We start from the raw sequence: 21715 nt of genomic DNA, 5'->3' as shown, positions 1-21715 counted from the left end.
CCACACTCAACCCTCGGCCGTACCGACGCGTCCCTGACCGAAGCGACCCGACGAAAGGAGGACGCATGACGGACGACGCCCTGCGTTCCTCCCGTGCGGTGGTGATCGGCGGCGGACTCGCCGGCATCACCGCCGCTCTGCGACTGGCCGACGCCGGACTCGACGTGACCCTGCTCGAAGGCCGCCCCCGGCTCGGCGGGCTGGCCTTCTCCTTCCGGCGCGGCGCATTGACGGTCGACAACGGACACCATGTCTACCTGCGCTGCTGCACCGCCTACCGCTGGTTTCTCGACCGCGTCGACGCAACGGGCCTCGCCCCCCTGCAGAACCGTTTGGACGTGCCCGTACTCGACGTCGGTCGGCCCTCCGGGCCCCGGCTGGGACGGCTCCGCCGCAACGACCTGCCGGTGCCCTTCCACCTCGCGGCAGGACTCGTCGGCTATCCGCACCTCTCGCTCGCCGAACGCGCGAGCGTCGGACGCGCCGCGCTCGCGCTGGGCCGGCTGGACCCGGACGACCCCGCCCTCGACACCGTCGACTTCGGCAGCTGGCTCGCCCGGCACGGCCAGTCGCCGCGCACCGTCGAGGCCCTGTGGGACCTGGTCGGCGTCGCCACGCTCAACGCCACCGCCCCGAACGCCTCCCTGGCCCTCGCCGCGAAGGTCTTCAAGACCGGGCTCCTGTCCGAGCCCGGCGCCGCCGACATCGGCTGGGCGGGAGTGCCGCTCGGAGAGATCCACGACACACTGGCCCGCGCGGCCCTCGACGCCGTCGGCGTCCGCGTCGAACTGCGTGCCAAGGCGACCTCCCTCACCCGTACGGAGCAGGGAGGCTGGTGTGTCGTCACGGACGGCGAACGGATCGAGGCGGAAGCCGTCGTCCTCGCCGTCCCGCAGCGCGAGGCCCACGGCCTGCTGCCCCCGGGGGCGATCGACGCGCCGGACCGGCTGCTCGACATCGGTACCTCTCCGATCCTGAACGTGCACGTCGTCTACGACCGCAAGGTGCTGCGCCGCCCGTTCTTCTCCGCGCTCGGCTCCCCGGTGCAGTGGGTCTTCGACCGGACGGAGGCGTCCGGGCTCACCGGCCCCGGACAGTACCTGGCGGTGTCCCAGTCCGCCGCGGGCGAGGAGATCGACCTTCCCGTCGCCGAACTGCGCAGACGCTACCTGCCCGAGCTGGAGCGGCTGCTCCCGGCCGCGCGCACGGCCGGGATCAGGGACTTCTTCGTCACCCGGGAACGCGCGGCGACCTTCGCCCCCGCCCCCGGCGTCGGCCGACTGCGGCCCGCAGCCCGCACCCGGGCCCCCGGCCTCGGCCTGGCGGGTGCGTGGACGGCGACCGGCTGGCCCGCGACGATGGAGGGCGCCGTCCGCAGCGGGTTCAGCGCCGCGGACGTTGCGCTGAGGGCGCTGGGCCGCTCCCATGAACATCCGCTGCAGGAGGCGGCATGAGCAGTACCACCGGAACAAGAGGAGAGTCAGTGACCCCGGTGAATCCGGCTTTCGACACCGTGGCCGACACCACGGACGTCACCGCGCTTCTGGAGCGCGGACGGGCCCTTTACATGCCGGTGCTCCGGGCCGCTGTGAACCGGCTCGCACCGCCCATGGACACTGTCGCCGCCTACCACTTCGGTTGGATCGACGCCCAGGGGCAGCCCTCCGCCGGCGACGGCGGCAAGGCCGTCCGCCCGGCGCTCGCCCTGCTGTCCTCACAGGCCGCGGGCGCCGCCCCCGACGCGGGCGTGCCCGGCGCCGTGGCCGTCGAACTCGTGCACAACTTCTCGCTGCTGCACGACGACCTGATGGACGGCGACGAACAGCGCCGCCACCGCGACACGGTCTGGAAGGTGCACGGCCCCGCCCAGGCGATCCTGGTCGGCGACGCGCTGTTCGCGCTCGCCAACGAGGTCCTGCTGGAACTCGGCACCTCCGAGGCGGGCCGCGCGACCCGCCGCCTGACCGTCGCCACCCGCAAGCTCATCGACGGACAGGCCCAGGACATCGCCTACGAGCACCGCGAACGGGTCACCGTCGAGGAGTGCCTGGAGATGGAGGGCAACAAGACGGGCGCCCTGCTCGCCTGCGCCTGCTCCATCGGTGCGGTCCTCGGCGGGGCCGACGACCGCACCGCCGACATCCTGGAGGCGTACGGCTACCACCTCGGCCTCGCCTTCCAGGCCGTCGACGACCTGCTCGGCATCTGGGGCGACCCCGAGTCCACCGGTAAGCAGACCTGGAGCGACCTGCGGCAGCGCAAGAAGTCGCTCCCGGTCGTCGCCGCGCTCGCCGAGGGCGGACCGGCCTCACGGCAGCTGGGCGAGCTGCTCGCCGCCGACGCCAAGAGCAGCGATTTCGACAGCTTCTCCGAAGAGGAGTTCGCCGCCCGTGCGGCACTCATCGAGGAGGCGGGCGGCCGTGAATGGACCGCCCAGGAGGCGCGTCGACAGCATGCGGTCGCCATCGAGGCACTGCACCGCGTCGACATGCCGGAAACCGTGCGGGCGCAGCTCACGGCGCTCGCGGACTTCGTCGTCGTACGAAAGAGATGATCGCCATCTGCTCCATATGACTCGCAGTCGCCGGGCCGCGCCCCCCCGGGGGCCCGCCCCCCGCGCCCCCCCCCCCCCCGAGGCCCACACATGCCGCATGGGCAGCCCAGACCCAGCCGCCCCACCGGAGCCCCGGGGGCGGGCGCCCCCCCGGGCGGGGGGGGAGTACGGCGCGGTCCCAATGTTTGGACCCCCACGGGCCCCGGGGGGGGGGGGGGGCCGGGGCGCCCCCCCCGGGGGCGCCGCCCGACGGAGACCCCAGCACAGCAGAGGACAAGACTGCACGAAGGGGAAGCCATGACAGCGACGACCGACGGAAGCGCCGGGGCCGTCAACCCCCGCGCGGCCACGACCAGTATTCCGACCGATACGAACCTCGCCGCGGACGACGTGCTCGAATCCGCGCGGCGCGCCGCGGACCGCGCGGTGGATCACCTCCTCGGCAGGCAGGACGAGCAGGGTTGGTGGAAGGGCGACCTCGCCACCAACGTCACCATGGACGCCGAGGACCTGTTACTCCGTCAGTTCCTGGGCATCCAGGACCAGTCCGTCGTCACGGCGGCTGCCCGCTTCATCCGCGGGGAGCAACTGGGCGACGGCACATGGGCCACCTTCCACGACGGCCCCGGGGATCTCTCCGCCACCATCGAGGCGTACGTGGCCCTGCGGCTGGCCGGGGACCGGCCGGACGACCCGCACATGGCCCGCGCCGCACGCTGGATCAGGGAACAGGGCGGCATCGCGCAGAGCCGCGTCTTCACCCGCATCTGGCTCGCCCTCTTCGGCTGGTGGAAGTGGGAGGATCTGCCGCAGCTCCCGCCCGAGCTGATGTTCCTCCCCGCGTGGGTTCCGCTCAACATCTACGAGTTCGGCTGCTGGGCCCGCCAGACCATCGTGCCGCTCACCATCGTCTCGGCGAAGCGGCCGGTGCGCCCCGCGCCCTTCCCGCTCGACGAACTCCACGCCGACCCGCGCGACCCGAACCCGTCCCGCCGCCTCGCTCCCGCGGCCAGCTGGGACGGCGTCTTCCAACGCCTGGACAAGGCGCTGCGCCTGTACCACCGGATTGCACCGCGCAAGCTGCGCCGGGCCGCCATGAACAACGCGGCGCGCTGGATCGTCGAACGCCAGGAGAACGACGGTTGCTGGGGCGGTATCCAGCCACCTGCCGTCTACTCCGTCATCGCCCTGCACCTGCTCGGTTACGACCTGGACCACCCCGTGATGCGGGCCGGACTGGCCTCCCTCGACCGGTTCGCCGTCTGGCGCGAGGACGGCGCCCGGATGATCGAGGCGTGTCAGTCGCCGGTCTGGGACACCTGCCTCGCCACCATCGCGCTGGCCGATGCCGGGGTGCGCCCCGACCACCCGGCGCTCGTGAAGGCCACGGACTGGATGCTGGGCGAGCAGATCGGCCGGCCCGGCGACTGGACCGTACGACGTCCCCGACTCGCCCCGGGCGGCTGGGCGTTCGAGTTCCACAACGACAACTACCCGGACATCGACGACACCGCGGAGGTGATTCTGGCGCTCCGCCGGGTGCGCCATCCCGACCCCTCGCGGGTCGAGGACGCCATCGCGCGCGGTGTGCGTTGGAACATCGGCATGCAGTCCCGTAACGGGGCGTGGGGCGCGTTCGACGCGGACAACACCAGTCCGTTCCCGAACCGGCTGCCCTTCTGCGACTTCGGGGAGGTCGTCGACCCGCCGTCGGCCGATGTCACCGGACACGTGGTGGAGATGCTGGCCGTCGAGGGCCGGGCCGCCGAGCCCGCCGCCCGGCGCGGCGTCCAGTGGCTGCTCGCCCAACAGGAGGAGAACGGCGGCTGGTTCGGCCGTTGGGGCGTCAACTACGTGTACGGCACGGGGTCGGTGGTGCCCGCACTGGTCGCCGCCGGTCTGCCCGCCGCGCACCCGGCGATCCGCCGGGCCGTCTCCTGGCTGGAGTCCGTGCAGAACGACGACGGCGGCTGGGGCGAGGACCTGCGCTCGTACCGCGAGGAGAAGTGGATCGGCCACGGCGCCTCCACCGCCTCGCAGACCGCGTGGGCCCTGCTCGCCCTGCTCGCGGCGGGACGGCGGGACACCGAGGCCGTACGGCGTGGGGTCTCCTGGCTGACCGGGGCCCAGCGGGCCGACGGCTCCTGGGAGGAGCCGTACTTCACCGGCACCGGGTTCCCGTGGGACTTCTCCATCAACTACCACCTCTACCGCCAGGTCTTCCCGCTCACCGCGCTCGGGCGGTACGTGCACGGCGAACCGTTCGCCGACCGCGCGGCCGATCGTGCGGTCGGCCGCAAGGGGGCCTGATGGGTGACGGGCCCCGGCCGCCCGGCCCGCCGGTGCCGCTGCTGATCGCCTGCGCGCTCGGCATCGAGCGGCTCGCGCTGCGCAGCGGCAGGGGGCGGGCCGGCGGCGCGCCGGGGCCGGTGTCCGTTCTCCGCACGGGCATGGGCCCACGAGCCGCCGACGCGGCCGTGACCAGGGCGCTCGGCGGAGGACGGCCTCCCGGCACGGCCGTCCTGGCCTCCGGGTTCTGCGCCGGGCTGGCGCCCGGCATGCACCCGGGGGACCTGGTCGTCGCCGACGAGACCCGAGGCGCGGGCGCCCCGACCGCCTGCACCGGTACCGGGCTGCTCGCCGAGGCCCTCGTCCGGGCGGTGCCCGGGCGCACCGTCCACACCGGCCCGCTGACCTGTTCCGCCCATGTCGTACGCGGGCACGAGCGGGCCGAGCTGCGGGCCACCGGAGCGATCGCGGTGGACATGGAGTCCGCCGCCACCCTCGGTGCCGCGCTGCGGTCCGGGCCGCGTCCCGTTGCGGCCGTACGGGTGGTCGTCGACGCCCCTGAGCATGAGCTCGTCCGAATTGGCACAATACACGGTGGAATATCTGCTTTCCGTGTTCTCTGTGCCGTCCTACCTGCTTTTTACGAATGGCACCGATCTTTGTTGCTCCCCAGGAGGTGAGCCAGATGGCCATGCCGCTTCGTCAGTCCATCAGGGTTGCGACGTATCTCATGGAACAGAAGCTCCGCAAGCGGGACAAGTTCCCGCTCATCGTGGAACTGGAGCCCCTGTTCGCCTGCAACCTCGCGTGCGAGGGCTGCGGGAAGATCCAGCATCCGGCGGGAGTGCTCAAGCAGCGCATGCCGGTCGCCCAGGCCGTGGGCGCCGTGCTCGAATCGGGGGCTCCGATGGTCTCCATCGCGGGCGGCGAGCCGCTGATGCATCCGCAGATCGACGAGATCGTCCGGCAGTTGGTGGCACGCAAGAAGTACGTGTTCCTCTGCACCAACGCCATGCTGTTGCGGAAGAAGATCGACAAGTTCTCGCCCTCCCCGTACTTCGCCTTCGCCGTGCACATCGACGGGCTGCGCGAGCGCCATGACAAGTCGGTCGCCAAGGAAGGCGTCTTCGACGAGGCGGTGGCGGCGATCAAGGAGGCCAAGCGGCGCGGTTTCCGGGTCACCACGAACTCCACCTTCTTCAACACCGACACCCCGCAGACCGTCATCGAGGTCCTCAACTACCTCAACGACGACCTCAGGGTCGACGAGATGATGATCTCGCCCGCCTACGCCTACGAGAAGGCGCCCGACCAGGAGCACTTCCTCGGGGTCGAGCAGACCCGCGATCTGTTCAAGAAGTCGTTCGCGGGCGGCAACCGGTCACGCTGGCGGCTCAACCACTCACCGCTCTTCCTGGACTTCCTGGAGGGCAAGGCGGACTTCCCGTGCACCGCGTGGGCGATCCCCAACTACTCGCTGTTCGGCTGGCAGCGGCCGTGCTACCTGATGAGCGACGGCTACGTCCCCACGTACCGCGAACTCATCGAGAAGACCGACTGGGACAAGTACGGTCGCGGCAAGGACCCGCGGTGCGGCAACTGCATGGCGCACTGCGGCTACGAGCCCACCGCCGTCCTCGCCACCATGGGATCGCTGAAGGAGTCCCTGCGCGCCATGCGCGAGACCGTCTCCGGGAACGGGTGACGCCCCGATCGCCGAACACCGGTCGCACCCGGGCCTCCCGCACCGACCGGCCCGGCCGCTCCCGACCCGCCGCCCCGCGCGGCGCGTCCGGGGCGGCCCGGACGCGGTGCACGGGGGTCGCCCGCCCGGCCGGCGACCCCGGCGCGTGACGCCGGGCGCGAGCACGGCCGGCGGCGGACCGGGCAGGCAATGGGCGGGGACACCGCCAGGGGTTCCCGCCGTCAGTGTGAGCCGAACGCAATCAGAGAGGGGGCCCGGGCGTGGCGATTTTGGAGAACATCCGGGGACCGCACGACCTCAAGGCGCTGAGCGAGGCGCAACTCCGTGAACTCGCCGGGGAAATCAGGGAGTTCCTCATCCGGTCGGTGGCGAGGACCGGCGGTCATCTGGGGCCGAACCTGGGTGTGGTGGAGCTCACCATTGCCCTGCACCGGGTCTTCGACTCACCCGCGGACCGCGTCCTGTGGGACACCGGACACCAGAGCTATGTGCACAAACTGCTCACCGGGCGCCAGGACTTCTCCAAACTCCGCGGCAAGGGCGGGCTGTCCGGCTACCCGTCCCGTGAGGAGTCCGTGCACGACGTCATCGAGAACTCGCACGCCTCCACCGTGCTCGGCTGGGCCGACGGCCTGGCCAAGGCCGACGAGATCCTCGGCCGGGACGACCACGTCGTGGCCGTCATCGGGGACGGGGCGCTCACCGGCGGCATGGCCTGGGAGGCGCTCAACAACATCGCCGCCGCCAAGGACCGCCCGCTCGTCATCGTCGTCAACGACAACGAGCGCTCCTACGCCCCGACCATCGGCGGCCTCGCCGACCACCTCGCGACGCTGCGCACCACCGACGGCTACGAACGCTTCCTCGCCTGGGGCAAGGAGGTGCTTCAGCAGACGCCGGTCATCGGACAGCCGCTGTACGAGTCGCTGCACGGCGCCAAGAAGGGCTTCAAGGACGCGTTCGCCCCGCAGGGCATGTTCGAGGACCTCGGGCTCAAGTACCTCGGGCCCGTCGACGGCCACGACATCGGTGCCGTCGAATCCGCCCTGCACCGGGCGAAGCGCTTCCACGGACCGGTGCTGGTGCACTGCATCACCGAGAAGGGCCGCGGCTACCCGCCCGCGCTGCGCGACGAGGACGACCGCTTCCACGCCGTCGGGGCCATGGACCCCCTGACCTGCGCGCCGCTCGTCCCGGCCGAGGCACCGTCCTGGACGTCGGTGTTCGGCGACGAGATCGCCGCGATCGGGGCGCGACGGCCGGACGTCGTGGCCCTCACCGCGGCGATGCTGCACCCCGTCGGGCTGACGAAGTTCGCGGAGGCGTTCCCCGACCGGGTCTGGGACGTGGGGATCGCCGAGCAGCACGCCGCGGTCTGCGCGGCGGGCCTCGCCACCGGCGGGCTGCACCCGGTCGTCGCCGTCTACGCCACCTTCCTCAACCGGGCCTTCGACCAGGTGCTGATGGACGTGGCCCTGCACCGGTGCGCGGTGACGTTCGTCCTCGACCGGGCGGGCGTCACCGGTCCCGACGGGCCGTCGCACAACGGCATGTGGGACATGTCCGTGCTCCAGGTGGTCCCCGGGCTGCGGATCGCCGCCCCGCGCGACGCCGACGAACTGCGCGCGCAGCTCCGCGAGGCCGTCGACGTCGACGACGCGCCCACCGTGATCCGGTTCCCCAAGGATTCGGTCGGCGAGCGGATCCCGGCCGTCGGCCGGATCGGCGGCATGGACGTGCTGCACCGGACGGACGACCCCGATGTGTTGCTCGTGGCCGTCGGCGCGCTCGCCCGGGTCTGCCTGGGCGCCGCCGATCTGCTGGCCGAGCGCGGCATCCGCTGCACCGTCGTCGACCCGCGCTGGGTCAAACCCGTCGACGCGCACCTCGCGCCGCTCGCCGAACGGCACCGCCTGGTCGCCGTCGTCGAGGACAACAGCCTGTCCGGGGGGGTGGGTTGGGCGGTCGGGCAGGCTCTGCGGGACGCCGGTGCCGACGTGCCGTTGCGGACGTTCGGCATCCCCGAGCAGTTCCTCGCGCACGGCAAACGCGCCGAGGTGCTGGCGGACATCGGACTCACGCCGGTCGAGATCGCCGGACGGATCAGCGCCGTACTGGTCGCGGGGGGAGCGGCCGGGCGCACCGAGGAGGGCACGGGATGAAGGACGACGAGACCAAGGGCTTCGATCTGGCCCGGCTCCTCGCCGAGCGTGGCGCCGAGCGCTACGAACTGCACTCCCGGCACCTCAACCACCAACTGCCCCGCATGCTGCGCACCATCGGTTTCGACCGGGTCTACGAACGGGCCGAGGGCGCGTACTTCTGGGACGCGGACGGCAACGACTACCTCGACATGCTCGCCGGGTTCGGCGTGATGGGCCTCGGCCGCCACCACCCCGTCGTGCGCAAGGCGCTGCACGATGTCCTCGACGCCTCGCTCGCCGACCTCACCCGCTTCGACTGCCAGCCGCTGCCCGGACTGCTGGCCGAGCGGCTGCTCGCGCACAGCCCGCACCTGGACCGGGTCTTCTTCGGCAACAGCGGCACGGAGGCCGTGGAGACCGCTCTGAAGTTCGCCCGGTACGCCACCGGCAGGCCCAGGGTCCTCTACTGCGCGCACGCCTTCCACGGGCTGACCACGGGCTCGCTGTCGGTCAACGGTGAGAGCGGTTTCCGGGACGGCTTCGCGCCGCTGCTGCCGGACACGGCCCTCCCGCTCGGCGATCTCGACGCGCTGAGCCGCGAACTGAGGCGCGGCGACGTCGCCGCGCTGGTCGTCGAGCCGATCCAGGGCAAGGGGGTGCACGCCGCGCCGCCCGGCTATCTGCGGGCCGCCCAGGAACTGCTGCGCCGGCACCGGGCGCTGCTCATCGCCGACGAGGTGCAGACGGGGCTCGGCAGGACCGGGGACTTCTACGCGTACCAGCACGAGGAGGGCGTCGAGCCCGATCTGGTCTGTGTCGCCAAGGCGCTGTCCGGCGGCTATGTGCCGGTCGGGGCGACTCTCGGCAGGGACTGGATCTTCAAGAAGGTCTACTCCTCGATGGACCGGGTCCTGGTGCACTCCGCGAGCTTCGGATCCAACGCCCAGGCGATGGCCGCCGGGCTCGCGGTCCTCGCCGTGATGGAGGAGGAGGACATCGTCGCGGGTGCCCGTCGCACCGGGGATCTGCTGCGGGAACGGCTGGCCGCGCTGATCGACCGCTACGAGCTGCTGCACGAGGTGCGCGGGCGCGGGCTGATGATCGGCATCGAGTTCGGCCGGCCGTCGTCGCTGAAGCTGCGCAGCCGCTGGACGATGCTCCAGACGGCCCGCAAGGGCCTCTTCGCGCAGATGGTCGTGGTGCCCCTGCTCAGGAAGCACCGCATCCTCACCCAGGTCTCGGGCGACCACATGGAAGTGATCAAGCTGATTCCGCCCCTGGTGATCGGGGAACCCGAGGTCGACCGGTTCGTCACGGCGTTCACGGCCGTCATGGATGAGGCGCACAACAGCGGGCTGATGTGGGACTTCGGCAGGACCCTGGTGAAGCAGGCCGTCGCCCACCGCTGACCCGGGCCGGGCGGCCCCGCGTGACCCTGTCCGGTCAGGGCCGGGCGCGGCTCGTCCCGCCCGGCCCTCCTCATACGATGCCGGGGCGGAAGCACTGGGACATTTTTTGCCTCTGAGGTAAGCGATTTGCCTGAGGGGAAAGTTTTTGGCCCAATGGGTACATGAACACTCCGGACGGAGCGGCGGCCGACGAGCTGCCCGAGGTCGCGCCACGCCTGCGCGACCTGCGCCGTGGCCGCGGTCTCACCCTGGAGGCCGCCGCCCAGCGGGCCGGGCTGTCGCCCGCCCATCTCTCCCGGCTGGAAACGGGGCGGCGGCAGCCCTCGCTGCCGATGCTGCTCGGTCTTGCCAGGATCTACGGTACGACGGTCTCCGAGCTGCTCGGCGAGCGGCCTCCGGAACGGGAAGCGATCATCCGCGGCGGCGTGTTCGAGGGTGCCGCGGCCGACGGCTGGCAGTACCAGCCGGCCGGCAGCCCCGGCCGGGCGATGCAGGCACTCCGCGTCCGGGTCCCGCACGGCGCGCAGGGCGACCTGGTGCGCGTCCACCCCGGTGAGGAGTGGCTGCACGTGCTCGCCGGCCATCTGCGGGTCACGCTCGGCGACACCGTGCACGACCTCGGCCCCGGAGACAGCGCGCACTACGACTCGCTCACCCCGCACCGCCTCACGGCCATCGACCGTGGTGGTGCCGAACTCCTGTTCGTCCACACCCTCCTGCAGAGCCCCGCCGCCGAGCTGTGCCTCGGCGACGGTATCCACCGCCGCTGAGACCGGCCCCGGCCGGTCCCCAGAGAGGACCACCATGTCCGATTCAGAGAACTTCGACCCGCTGGGGTCGAGCAAGAAGTACGAAGCCCAGGAACGGAAGTTCCCGCGCGGCGTCGTGATCCGGCTGATCGCCTACCTCATCGCCGGACACGTCGTCGCGGCCTTCCTCTACATCCTCTTCGCGGTGGCCGCCAAAGGCTGACCACCGCGACCGCCGGGCGGCTGCTGTCAGACCGTCTCGATCAGCCGGTCGCGCAGCCGCTCACGGGTTTCCGGGGACAGCCGCAGGCCCTCCGCCAGATAGCGCTCGGTGTCGCCCCAGGTCTCCTCGATGGAGGCGAACGCCGCGGCGAGGTAGTCGCGGTGGGCGCCGAAGAGCGGATTGAGCAGTTCCAGCACCTCGGCCGACATGCCGTCCGCAGAGGTGTCGCTGCGGCGGATCCGGTAGCGGCGGTGCGCCTGATCGGACTTCAGGTAGTCGGCCTCGATGGCGTCGCGCTCGACACCGACCGCGAGCAGGGACACGGCCATCGACAGACCGGCCCGGTCCTTGCCCGCCGCGCAGTGCATCAGCGCCGGAACACTGTCCTCGGCCAGCGCGTGCAGCACCCGGCTGTGCTCCGCGGTGCGCTCCAGGACGATCTCGCGGTACGAGGCGATCATCCGGTTCGCCCCCTTCCCATCGGCCAGGAGCGAGCGCAGCTGCTCCAGGTCGCCTTCGCGGACCATCCGCCAGAACCCCGCGCCGTCCGCCGGGTCTGAGAGCGGGATGTTGAGGTTCCGTACGCCCGGCAGCTCCACGTCGTGGCCGTCGAGCCGAAGGTCGGCCGCGTTGCGGAAGTCGAAGATCGTATGCAGCCCCAGGTCGGTGAGGAAGGCGGCGTCCTCGGGGGTGGCGTGCGCGAGATGACCACTGCGGAAGAGTGTTCCGTACCGCACCCGCCTGCCGTCCGCGGTGGGCAGTCCGCCCACGTCACGGAAGTTGCGGACACCCGTCAGCTCGGGTTCCGTCGACGGGATCTGCGGCAACTGCTGCGTCACACTGACTCCTGGGCGTCCGGCCGTCGGCGGGAGTCGCCGACAAGGCCACTTCCGCGACGATACGACATCGGTTCCTCAGGCAATCATCTCGTCCGCCCCGCTGTCGATACCCGTGTCGATCCGCCCGTCCCCGAGGGAAGTCGGTCGTGGTCAACGGCCCGTGGCGGACGGCGGGCGGTCCGGGTGACCCTGGCGGAGCCCGGGCCCCGGACCGGCCTCGGGGCCGGGCTCGAACCCTTCTCGCTCCTGCTGCGTCCGGGGGCTTCCACGCGGCCTGAAGCCCGCTGACCGATGAAGGGCATGGGACAGCCCTTCGGTACGTGGCCCCCGCCGGAAGGACGGGAAATGGCCGAAGCGGTTTTGATCTCTTGTCACGCGCACTTCTGATCATTTATCGAGCCGGCTCGCGAGGGGGCGCGATTTCCCGAGGTGCTGCGGCCGGATTCCATTGTCAACTGATGCGCGGTCAGTGCATGGGGGTGTCCGGGATTATCTTCTGGATCACCGGAATTGCCGATCTTCGTGCCTGCCGGGACATGGGCGGCGGGATTTCTGTCACATCGTCGCGGGTGCGGGAGGCCGGGGCTCCGACGCGCATGGTGCCCACTCGATGTCCGTATTGAGGCTATTTATTGATGTATATCCGTTTTGGTTTCCCAGGCTGATCACCGCTCGTGAGCGGAATCATATCCGTGACCGTGCGTGCCGATCGGCCGTTCGGGCATTCCTTGCGCGGCGCAGGAATTCAGGATCCCGGATCCACGGAGTGTGACGGGAATTCGGTTCTGAATTCCCGGTCCCGGATTCCTTCCGGGAGTCAGTGGCTTGTTCTCGCCGTCCGGCTCGCTTACGGTCACCGTCAAATCCGGACGGACCGCCTAATCCTGCCGCCGCCCGGATATCGCATCCACTCGACGCGTGGCAGGAGCGGGGGAACCAGGTAGGCCGCCGACCGGTGAAATCCGGTCGGCTCGGGGTGAAGTCGCGCTCGCCGCGGCCGGGCATCTCCAGCCCGAACCCGACAGCTCACCTCGTAGGCGCCGGAGAGGAAGCGCATCATGCCCATCCCGGGTAAGCACCGCCGTACCAAGTCCAGCGTGATCGCCCGCGGCGTCGCCGCCGTGAGCGCCGGTGGCGCCATCATCGCCCTGCCGCTGCTCGGCGCCACCGGCGCCCACGCCGCGCCGCAGACCGCCCCGGCCTCCGCCGCGCACACCGTCCCGGTCCAGCGGGCCGCGCAGGAGCCGGCCGCCGCCACGACGTACTCCGTCGTCCCCGGCGACTATCTGTCGAAGATCGCCGCCGAGCACGGGATCGAGGGCGGCTGGCAGAAGCTCTACCAGGACAACCGCGAGGCCATCGGTGCCGACCCGGACCTGATCCGCCCGGGCACCGAGCTGACGCTCGGCTCCCAGGCGTCCGGCCACGCCGCGTCCGCCGGTGCGGGCGCGGGCTCCGCCCTTCCGTCGAAGGTGCTCTCGGTGCCGTCGACGGTCCAGAAGTCCGCTCCGGCCAAGCCCGCTCCGGCCAAGCCCGCGCCGGCGCAGCCGCAGGCGGCCACGAAGGCGAAGACCTCCGCCCCGGCCGCCGCGAGCACCGGCTCCGGTTATGTCCACCCGGTTCCCGGCAACCACACCACCGGATACCGGGCCTCCGGATCCAACTGGTCCAGCGGCAGCCACAGCGGCATCGACTTCCCCGTCTTCACCGGCACCAGCGTGAAGTCCATCGCCTCCGGCACCGTCGTCACCGCCGGCTGGGGCGGTGCGTACGGCAACCAGGTCGTCGTCAAGCACGCCGACGGCCGCTACTCGCAGTACGGGCACCTGTCCTCGATCTCCGTTTCGGCGGGCCAGTCCGTGGGCGCAGGCCAGCAGATCGGCCTCTCCGGTTCCACCGGCAACTCCACCGGACCGCACCTGCACTTCGAGGTCCGCACCGGCCCGGCGTACGGTTCCGACATCGACCCGGTCGCCTACCTCGCCGCGCACGGCATCTACGTCTGAGCCGAACGCTCCGACGGACGGCAGAGGCCCGATCCGGTCCCGACGAGGGGGTGGCGCGTCACGACGACGCGCCACCCCCTCGTGGCGCCTATTCCCCCCTCGGAGTCCTGACCGGGTGGTCTATCTCACCATCCGTCAACCCCTTATTACGGTCGCGTAGGTCACATTCGACGGTGCAGGATAGACGCTTGTGGCAGACGATTCGAGAAAATTCCAACGTGGCGTCATCAATCGGAAGGGCCTCATCGGGTCGTACGCGGCGATCGGCGACAGCTTCACCGAAGGTGTCGGCGACCCCGGACCGGACGGTACCTACATCGGCTGGGCGGACCGTTTCGCGGTGCTTCTCGCGGACCGGCTTCCGGACCCCGGCGAGCGGACGAACGCCGACGGCCCCACGCACGCGGACTTCCGGTACGCCAATCTCGCCGTACGCGGACGCCTCCTCGACCAGATCGTCGAGGAACAGGTCCCCCGCGCCAAGGAACTGGCCCCCGACCTGGTGAGCTTCTGTGCCGGCGGCAACGACATCATCAGGCCCGGCACCGACCCGGACGACGTGGCCGAGCGTTTCGAGCGCGCGGTCGCCGAACTGACCGAAGCGGTCGGCACCGTCATGATCACCACCGGATTCGACACCCGGGGCGTTCCCGTGCTGCGGCACCTGCGCGGCAAGGTCGCCACGTACTCCGCCCATGTGCGGGCCATCGCCGACCGCTACGGCTGCCCCGTCCTCGACCTGTGGTCGCTGAGGTCCGTCCAGGACCGGCGGGCCTGGGACGACGACCGGCTCCACCTGTCGCCCGAGGGGCACACCAGGGTCGCGCTGCGCGCCGCCCAGGTCCTCGGGATCGACGTGCCGGCCGACCCCGACCAGCCGTGGCCCGCGCAGGCCCCGCGCGGCACGCTCGAAGTCCGTCGCGACGACATCCACTGGGCGCGCGAGCACCTGGTGCCCTGGATCGGCCGACGGCTGCGCGGTGAGTCCTCGGGCGACCACGTCGTGGCGAAGCGGCCGGATCTCCTGCCGCTCTGAGGACCGTTCCCGCAGCGGCGGCGCCCGTCAGGGGAGGGACGGGCTCCGTCGTCGCACGTCCCCGTCCGGCCGCCCCTCGTGCGCCGTGTCGGGGCGGTCGTGTCCGAATATCGGGCGCTCTTTACCCCCGTCCTCCCTTACGGGAGTAAATCGCGTCATTCTCGGAGCCCCGGCGGGGCCCGGCGGTGCCCGCTCCCACCCGTCGGATGCCCCTCCTCGCCTGGTGCGATCATATGAATGGCGGCGCTCGGTTCCGTTGGGGAACCTTCCAATTCCGGACGGCCGGGGCGAGTGGCCGACCGGTCGTGGTGCAGACGGGGGGCGGGCCGTCTTCTAGCCTCCCGCCATGCGCATCACACAGCTGAGACATTTCGGTCTCGCCGCAGTCATCGCCCTTGCCCTCGCCCTGTTCGGGACGGCCCAGCCGGCCAGTGCCGACGCTCCTGACCTCACCTTCTCCGTGGCTCAGCCCACTGTCACCCCTGGATCGAGCGTCGACATCACGATGACGCTCACCAACAACCAGGAGACGGACATCTGGTTCGTCTTCCAGTCGCTCCAGCCGACCTGGCTGACCTCCCAGCGCACCGATGTGAAGTACAGCTTCACCTCCTGTACCTCCGCGGATGTCTCGTGCACCGGCATCGGTTCCACCAGTCTCGGCTTCGGCTACTCCATCCCGCTGGCTCCCGGGGCGAGTCGTACCGTGACGCTCACGTACCAGATCGCCGCAGACTCCGGCTGCAACGCGGACATCGCGTTCTACTCGTACCTGTACTACGAGTACAACTACGGACAGAACGTGAAGGACGGCACCTACGATGTGCCGGCCGCCCGGGTGACCTGCCCGACGCCTCCCGCTTCGGGGGCTGTTCACTCCTGACCGCGCCGACCGGCGGCCCGCTCCGGTGGGGGCGGGCCGTGCGCGGGGGCCGTCCGGGGCACGTCTTCGGGGGCAGTCGGAGAGCCGCCCCGGGATTGCTCACATTTTTCCGTCATGTTTTCACAACAGTCACACGAAACATCCACGACTGCCGCATCATATGAACCGTCATGCGCGGCGTCCTTCCCCGCGGGGGAGTCGATGCCGTGCCGGGGGGAAGGCCCATGGCCGGGAAATCCGGTCGGGCGCAACCAGGGGAGGGGACCCACCGAATGAAACGCACCACACGCGGCCAACGCGCCTTACGTGCGACCGCGCTCGGCGTCGGAGTGCTGCTGCTCGCACTGGCGTCGCCGTACACGACCGCGTTCGCCGACGAGCCGTCACCCGCGGCCCGCGTCGACCTGCGCGTTCTGGTCGTCTCCGACGGCGGCCCCGCCACCGCCGCCATCGCCGCCGAACTCGACGGCGCCGGAACCCCGTACACCGTCGTCGACCTGAACAGCGCCGGCCGGCCCGTCATCGACGCGGCCTTCCTGGCGGACACCGTCGACGGACGACCGCGGGCGAAGTTCCAGGCCGTCGTCCTGCCCAACGACAACCCGTTCGCCGTCGGCTCGGCCGAGATGGCCGCGCTCGTCGCCTATGAGAAGACGTACGCGATCCCGCAGGTCGACGCGTACACCTATGCCCGGCCCCAGGCGGGTCTCCAGGTCCCCGTCCCCGCCAACGGCGGTTACAGCGGTTCGCTGGACGGAGTGCGGGCCGAGGTGACGGCCGCGGGCAGCGACGGCCCCTTCGGCTATCTCCGGGGAACGGTCCCCTTCGAGGACAACTCACCCACGGTCGCCGAGAGTTACGGCTACCTGGCCCGGCCCGCGGCCGGCGCCGACTTCACCACCTACGTCGACGCGCAGGTCCCCGGCTCCACCGGTCGCGGTTCGCTCATCGGCGAATACCGGCACGACAACCGCCGGGAACTGGTGGTCACCTTCGTCTACAGCCAGTACCAGCAGCAGTTCCGGCTGCTGGCCCGGGGCATCGTCGACTGGATGACCCAAGGAGTGCGCCTCGGCGCCGCGCGGAACTACTTCGCCGTCCACGTGGACGACGTCTTCGCCGCCGACGACCGCTGGGACTCCACGCTCAACTGCACCCCCGGCGACGTGGACTGCCCGCCGGGCCAAGGCGCCACCGACCCGATCAGGATGTCGGTCGACGACGTCCGCGACGCGGTCGCCTGGTCCCGGCAGCGGAACTTCACGATGGACCTGGCGTACAACGGCGGCGGCAGCGACGAGTACCGCGACGAACACAACGGCACCGATGACACCGCCGACGCGTTCATCGCGAAGCGAGCCGATTTCCGCTGGCTGAACCACACGTACGAACACACCTACCTCGGCTGCGAGCAGAACGTCACGGTCATTCCGTGGACGTGCGCCACCAACCCCGACGGCAGCATCCGCTACGTCGGTCAGGCGGAGATCTCCCGGCAGATCTCCCTGAACCAGCAGTGGGGCGAGCGGGCGGACCTCCCGCTGACGAGCAGCGAACTCGTCACCGGTGAGCACTCCGGCCTGAAACTGTCGCCGCAGCAGCCGGACGACAACCCCCATCTCGCCCCTGCGCTCGCCGCCAATGGCATCGCCTGGCTGGGATCCGACATGTCCCGCGACCCGGGCCAGCGTCCGATCGGCCCCGCGCTCACCGTTGCCCGGTACCCGATCAACATCTTCTACAACGCGGGCCACGTCTCCGAGCAGGTCGACGAGTACAACTGGCTCTACACCAGCCGAGCCCAGGGCGGCAGTGGCATCTGCGAGGACCAGCCCAACACCACTTGCCTCGACGAGCCGTTGGACATCGCCACCGGCTTCGACGACTACATCGTGCCACTGGAGACACGGATCGCGCTGAGCCACGTACTCGCCAACGACCCGCGTCCGCACTTCATCCACCAGTCGAACCTCGCCGAGGACCGCATCGGATACCCGGTGCTCGACGGGGTGCTCGACACGTACGAGAGCCTGTACGCCACCAACACCCCGCTCGTGAACCTCCGGATGAAGGACATCGGCGAGGAGCTGCGCAAGCGGGCCGCCTGGAACACCGCGGTCGAGAACGGAAGCGCGAGCGGCTACCGCATCGGTGCCGCCGTGACCGTGACCGCCCCCACCGGCACCGAGATCACCGCCACCATGCCCGCGGGCAGCCTCCAGAACCATCCGGCCGGTGCCACCGACTTCGGTCAGCCCTACGCGGGCACCGTCTCCGGCTGGGCCGCACCGGCCGCAGGGCAGAGCGGCGTCGCGCTGACGCTGCCCACCGCGCTCACCCCCCACGCCACCCCGGCCGAGGGCCGCCCCGCACACGGTGTGGAGCGGGCTTCGGGGCAGAACGCCCCCCGTCCGCCCGTCCCCGCCGCCGTGCTGCGGCCGACGCGCGCCGTCGGGCACTGAACGACAGCGATTCCGTACATCCTCCCGGCAACCGGGTCCTGTCCGTCGCACGGCGGACAGGACCCGCCACGCCTGCCACACCCTTCCCGCCGTGGAGCCCACCCATGCCCCTGCGTCACCCCGCGCCGCGTTCCGACACCGCGCGTGTCACCCTGCTCACCGAAGGCACGTACCCGCACAGCCATGGTGGAGTGAGTGTCTGGTGCGACCAACTCGTCTCCGGGATGCCGGACATCGAGTTCGACATCATCGCCGTGACCGCGACCGGCCGCGAGAGTACCGTCTGGGATCTGCCCGCCCAGGTCAACGACGTCACCTCGGTCCCCATGTGGGGACCGGCCCCCGCCGGATCCGTGCCGCGCGGCCGTCGGCTGCGCAGGCTCACGGAGGCGTACGAGGGCTTCCTGAGCGCACTGCTCGACCCCACCGCCGAAGCGGAATTCAGCCCAGGGCTCTACGAGTTGGCCCGCGCCGCACAGGACGGCGTGCTGAGCCCGACTCTGCGCGACGACCGCGCGGTGAGCGTCCTGACCGCCGTCTGGAACCGGAAGGGGCTCCCGGTCCGCGAAGCCTGCCCCACCCTGTACGACGCCGTCACCGCCACCGGCCTTCTGGAGCACGCGCTGCGGCCGTTCGCCGTGCGTCCGCCCGAGCGGGGCGTCACCCACGCGGTCAGCGGCGGCATCGCCGCACTCCCCGGCCTGGCCGCGGCCGAATTCCACGGTGTCCCCCTGCTGCTCACCGAACACGGCGTCTACCTCCGGGAACGGTACCTCGGCTACCGGACCGCCCCGTACCGCTGGCCTGTCAAGGCCGTCCTCCTCGGCTTCTTCCGGCTGCTGGCCGAGGAGACGTACCGCAGAGCGGCGCTGATCACCCCGGGGAACCGCTACAACCGGCTCTGGGAGGAACAGGGCGGCGCCGACCCGAAGCTCATACGCACCGTCTACAACGGTGTGGACCCCGCGGCCTTCCCGCCGGCAGGACCCGAACCGGACCGCCCGACCCTCAGCTGGGCCGGGCGCGTCGACCCGATCAAGGACCTGGAGACGCTGATACGCGCGTTCGCGGAGGTCCGCACCGCGCGACCGGAGACGGCGCTGCGGCTCTTCGGCGGCACCCCGCGCGGCGGCGAGGCGTACCGCGAGCGGTGCGAGAGGCTGGCCGCCTCCCTCGGACACGGCGACGCGGTCACCTTCGAGGGACGGGTGGACGACATCCGGGACGCCTACGCGGCGGGCAACGTGGTGATGCTCTCCAGCATCAGCGAGGGCTTCCCCTTCACCCTGATCGAGGCGATGTCGTGCGGCCGCGCGACCGTCTCCACGGACGTCGGCGGGGTACGGGAAGCGGTGGGCGACGCCGGCCTGGTGGTCCCGCCCCGCGACCCGGCCGCGATGGCCTCGGCTGCCCTGGAACTGCTGGCCGACCCCCCGCGCCGCGCCGCGATGGGAGAGACGGCCCGGTTGCGGGTGATCGAGCAGTTCACCCTCCGGCAGACCGTCGACACCTTCCGCGCGATCTACCTCGACCTCCACGCAGGCGACGGCTCCGGCCGCGCCGCCGTGCCGCCCGTCGCCCCTGCGGCGGACGCGCTCCACGCATGGGCCCCGGCCGGGCTGCCGAGCCTGGTCGCGGTCGGGGCAGCCGCCCCCGCAGGGCGCCCGGCCACGGCCGGACTCGGGGAGATGGCCGGATGAGCGGGCCGATGTCCCTGGAGCCGGACGACGGACGCGAGGACACCCTCGCCCTACGACTCGCCAGGGCTCACGGACCGGCCCGGGGCCGGGAGGCGGCGCGCACCGGCGGACCGGTACGCGGCGGCACGGGAACGAGGCACGACGGGGGAAGGAGGGCAGGCCACCGTGGGACCGTCGAGGAGCGGGCGGCCGGCCGCCCGCGCGAAGACGGCCTCGCCCTGAGACCGGGACAGCTCCCGTCACCGACGGCCGGCCCCGGAGCCGACGGGGGCCGCAACGGTATGAACGCCGGTCCCGTACCCGCCGAGGACATGCCCCCCGCCCTGCGGCTGCCCCGTGTCCCGCACCCGGCCCAGCGCTCGCGCACCGACGCGCCCGTGGACCGGCTCGCGGCCGAGCTGGCCGAGCAGATCGGGCCCGCCGTACACGCCTACGAAGTCGCGGCAGTTCTGGAGTCCGAGGGCCTGACCAGTGATGTCATCCAGCACAAGTACGGCCACCCCGACCTGTTCTCACTCGCCGCGGACCTCTACGGCAGAGTGCCGCGCTCCTTCCCCGAACCGCCCGCGCCCCCCGATCCCTGGACCCCCGACCATGTCCGGTGCGCCCTGCGCGGGGCGCTGTTCGCGCTGCCCGCGCTCGCCTATCCGCTGGTTCCGCGGATGTGGCACGGCCACCGGGACACCCTGGCCCTGATCGCCGCCGGCCTGCTCTCCTGGGCGTGGGGGCAGGCCCTCGGCCACCGCACCTATCTGCGGCTCGCCACCGGACCGCGTGAGGCGGGCCGGACCATGCTCGTCGGTGCCCCGGCCGGTGCCGTCCTGGCGTCGGCGACCGGGCTGGCCGTCGCGGGCCCGGGGACCGCCGCCGTCTTGGCGGTCGGCCAGTCCTGCTACCTCGCGGCGGCGGGCGTCCTGCTGGTCCTCGGCAGAGAACGTCTCCTGCTGTGCGCGCTCCTCCCGCTCGTCCCGGGCGCGGGACTGCTGTTCTGGTGGGAGCCCGGCCCCCTGCCACGGATCGGCATTCCGCTGCTCACCCTCGTCTCGGCGATGGCGGCGGCGGGCCAGGTGATACGGGAGAAACTCAAGGCGCCGCCGGTGCCCGGAACCCCGTGCCCCCTGGTGCGCTCCGTCCCGTACGGGCTGTTCGGGCTGGCCGCCGGGGTCCTCGTGGCCTTCTCGGCACGGCAGGGGCACACCTTGTCGATCGTCGTCCTCACCCTCAGCATGGGGTCCGCCGAGTGGCTGCTGTACCGCTTCCGGGGACTGTCGGTGTCCGCCCTGCGCGCGACCGGGACCATGCGCGGTTTCCGACTGCGGTCGGCGGCCGTGCTCGCGCTGTGCCTGCTGTGCTACCTGCTCCCGTTGATACCGGGGGCGCTGCTCACCGGCGCCGACCCCGTGGCGCTCGCCGCACTGGGCGCGACGCTGTGGACGGCCCTGCTGCTCCAGGCGTTCGGTATCGCCTGGCTCCCGGCCGGGATCTGTGCCACGGCTGCTGCGGGAGTCGCCGTCGTTCACCTGCTGGACGCGCCGGATGGGCCGCTCGCTCTGCGGCTGTACTGCGGCGCGGCGGCGATCGCGCTGGCCGTCTGCGCGCTCCGGTCGCTCGGCCGACCCACCGCCCATGTCTGACCGGGCGCGGGCGTCCGCCCCTCTCGCACCCCGGCATGCGGGGGCGACGTACTACGACCACACGCACATCCACGAACGCGAC

The 21715-nt window shown here is 71.5% G+C and carries 16 protein-coding genes and 1 riboswitch; of the genes, 15 read left to right on the top strand and 1 reads right to left on the bottom strand.

The annotated features are described in order from the left end of the window. The first annotated feature begins 65 nt into the window (after positions 1-65). The 9 genes from hpnE to ACIHCL_RS29490 all read left to right on the top strand — a co-directional run bounded on the left by hpnE (position 66) and on the right by ACIHCL_RS29490 (position 11073). Entirely contained in the window at positions 66-1454 is a 1389-nt protein-coding gene (gene hpnE, locus ACIHCL_RS29530) for a hydroxysqualene dehydroxylase HpnE (RefSeq protein WP_399866621.1), read from the top strand. Next, the gene (locus tag ACIHCL_RS29525) at positions 1451-2554 is read left to right on the top strand and encodes a polyprenyl synthetase family protein (RefSeq protein WP_399866619.1); all 1104 of its coding nucleotides are present in this window, start codon (positions 1451-1453) and stop codon (positions 2552-2554) included. The genes hpnE and ACIHCL_RS29525 overlap by 4 nt, the downstream gene beginning before the upstream one ends. 297 nt (positions 2555-2851) lie before the next feature. Next, complete coding sequence (gene shc / locus ACIHCL_RS29520; RefSeq protein ID WP_399866617.1) at positions 2852-4864, top strand: squalene--hopene cyclase; 2013 nt, start codon at positions 2852-2854, stop codon at positions 4862-4864. Then, positions 4864-5523: a 1-hydroxy-2-methyl-2-butenyl 4-diphosphate reductase gene (locus ACIHCL_RS29515; RefSeq protein ID WP_399866616.1), complete on the top strand. Its 660-nt coding sequence runs from the start codon at positions 4864-4866 to the stop codon at positions 5521-5523. The genes shc and ACIHCL_RS29515 overlap by 1 nt, the downstream gene beginning before the upstream one ends. A gap of 5 nt (positions 5524-5528) precedes the next feature. Further along, complete coding sequence (gene hpnH / locus ACIHCL_RS29510) at positions 5529-6548, top strand: adenosyl-hopene transferase HpnH (RefSeq protein WP_399866614.1); 1020 nt, start codon at positions 5529-5531, stop codon at positions 6546-6548. Positions 6549-6808: 260 nt separating this feature from the next. Further along, on the top strand, positions 6809-8710 hold the full coding sequence (gene dxs / locus ACIHCL_RS29505) for a 1-deoxy-D-xylulose-5-phosphate synthase (RefSeq protein ID WP_399866612.1): 1902 nt from the start codon (positions 6809-6811) through the stop codon (positions 8708-8710). After that, positions 8707-10101, top strand: a complete 1395-nt coding sequence (locus ACIHCL_RS29500; RefSeq protein ID WP_399866610.1) for an aspartate aminotransferase family protein — start codon at positions 8707-8709, stop codon at positions 10099-10101. The genes dxs and ACIHCL_RS29500 overlap by 4 nt, the downstream gene beginning before the upstream one ends. A 161-nt stretch (positions 10102-10262) precedes the next feature. Beyond that, positions 10263-10871, top strand: coding sequence for a helix-turn-helix domain-containing protein (locus ACIHCL_RS29495; RefSeq protein ID WP_399866609.1), 609 nt, complete (start codon positions 10263-10265; stop codon positions 10869-10871). Between the two features lie 34 nt (positions 10872-10905). After that, positions 10906-11073 (top strand): DUF6126 family protein, encoded by a 168-nt coding sequence (locus tag ACIHCL_RS29490; protein WP_399866607.1) that lies wholly within the window; start codon positions 10906-10908, stop codon positions 11071-11073. Between the two features lie 26 nt (positions 11074-11099). Here the strand turns inward: ACIHCL_RS29490 and ACIHCL_RS29485 are convergent, their stop codons facing one another. Then, positions 11100-11912: a tyrosine-protein phosphatase gene (locus ACIHCL_RS29485; protein ID WP_399866606.1), complete on the bottom strand. Its 813-nt coding sequence runs from the start codon at positions 11910-11912 to the stop codon at positions 11100-11102. Between the two features lie 898 nt (positions 11913-12810). Next, a riboswitch (cyclic di-AMP (ydaO/yuaA leader) is annotated at positions 12811-12965 on the top strand. Positions 12966-12970: 5 nt separating this feature from the next. Between ACIHCL_RS29485 and ACIHCL_RS29480 the strand changes: the two genes are divergently transcribed. From ACIHCL_RS29480 to ACIHCL_RS29455, 6 genes are all read left to right on the top strand, one after another. Then, complete coding sequence (locus tag ACIHCL_RS29480) at positions 12971-13918, top strand: peptidoglycan DD-metalloendopeptidase family protein (protein WP_399866604.1); 948 nt, start codon at positions 12971-12973, stop codon at positions 13916-13918. Positions 13919-14108: 190 nt separating this feature from the next. Further along, positions 14109-14954 carry an SGNH/GDSL hydrolase family protein gene (locus tag ACIHCL_RS29475; protein ID WP_399866602.1) on the top strand — a complete coding sequence of 282 codons (846 nt, stop codon included), beginning with the start codon at positions 14109-14111 and terminating at the stop codon, positions 14952-14954. A 346-nt stretch (positions 14955-15300) separates the two neighbouring features. Next, positions 15301-15837: a hypothetical protein gene (locus ACIHCL_RS29470; RefSeq protein WP_399866600.1), complete on the top strand. Its 537-nt coding sequence runs from the start codon at positions 15301-15303 to the stop codon at positions 15835-15837. Positions 15838-16109: 272 nt separating this feature from the next. Next, the gene (locus tag ACIHCL_RS29465) at positions 16110-18299 is read left to right on the top strand and encodes a hypothetical protein (RefSeq protein ID WP_399866598.1); all 2190 of its coding nucleotides are present in this window, start codon (positions 16110-16112) and stop codon (positions 18297-18299) included. 104 nt (positions 18300-18403) lie between these two features. After that, positions 18404-19999, top strand: a complete 1596-nt coding sequence (pelF, locus tag ACIHCL_RS29460; protein ID WP_399866597.1) for a GT4 family glycosyltransferase PelF — start codon at positions 18404-18406, stop codon at positions 19997-19999. Then, positions 19996-21633, top strand: coding sequence for a hypothetical protein (locus ACIHCL_RS29455; protein ID WP_399866595.1), 1638 nt, complete (start codon positions 19996-19998; stop codon positions 21631-21633). Before pelF ends, ACIHCL_RS29455 begins: the two co-directional genes overlap by 4 nt. The last annotated feature ends 82 nt before the right edge of the window (positions 21634-21715 follow it).

The sequence above is a fragment of the Streptomyces sp. NPDC052042 genome (assembly GCF_044548345.1).
GTDB lineage: Bacteria > Actinomycetota > Actinomycetes > Streptomycetales > Streptomycetaceae > Streptomyces.
The sequence above is the reverse complement of the archived record's forward strand: the minus strand, read 5'-3'. Positions and strand labels throughout refer to the sequence as shown.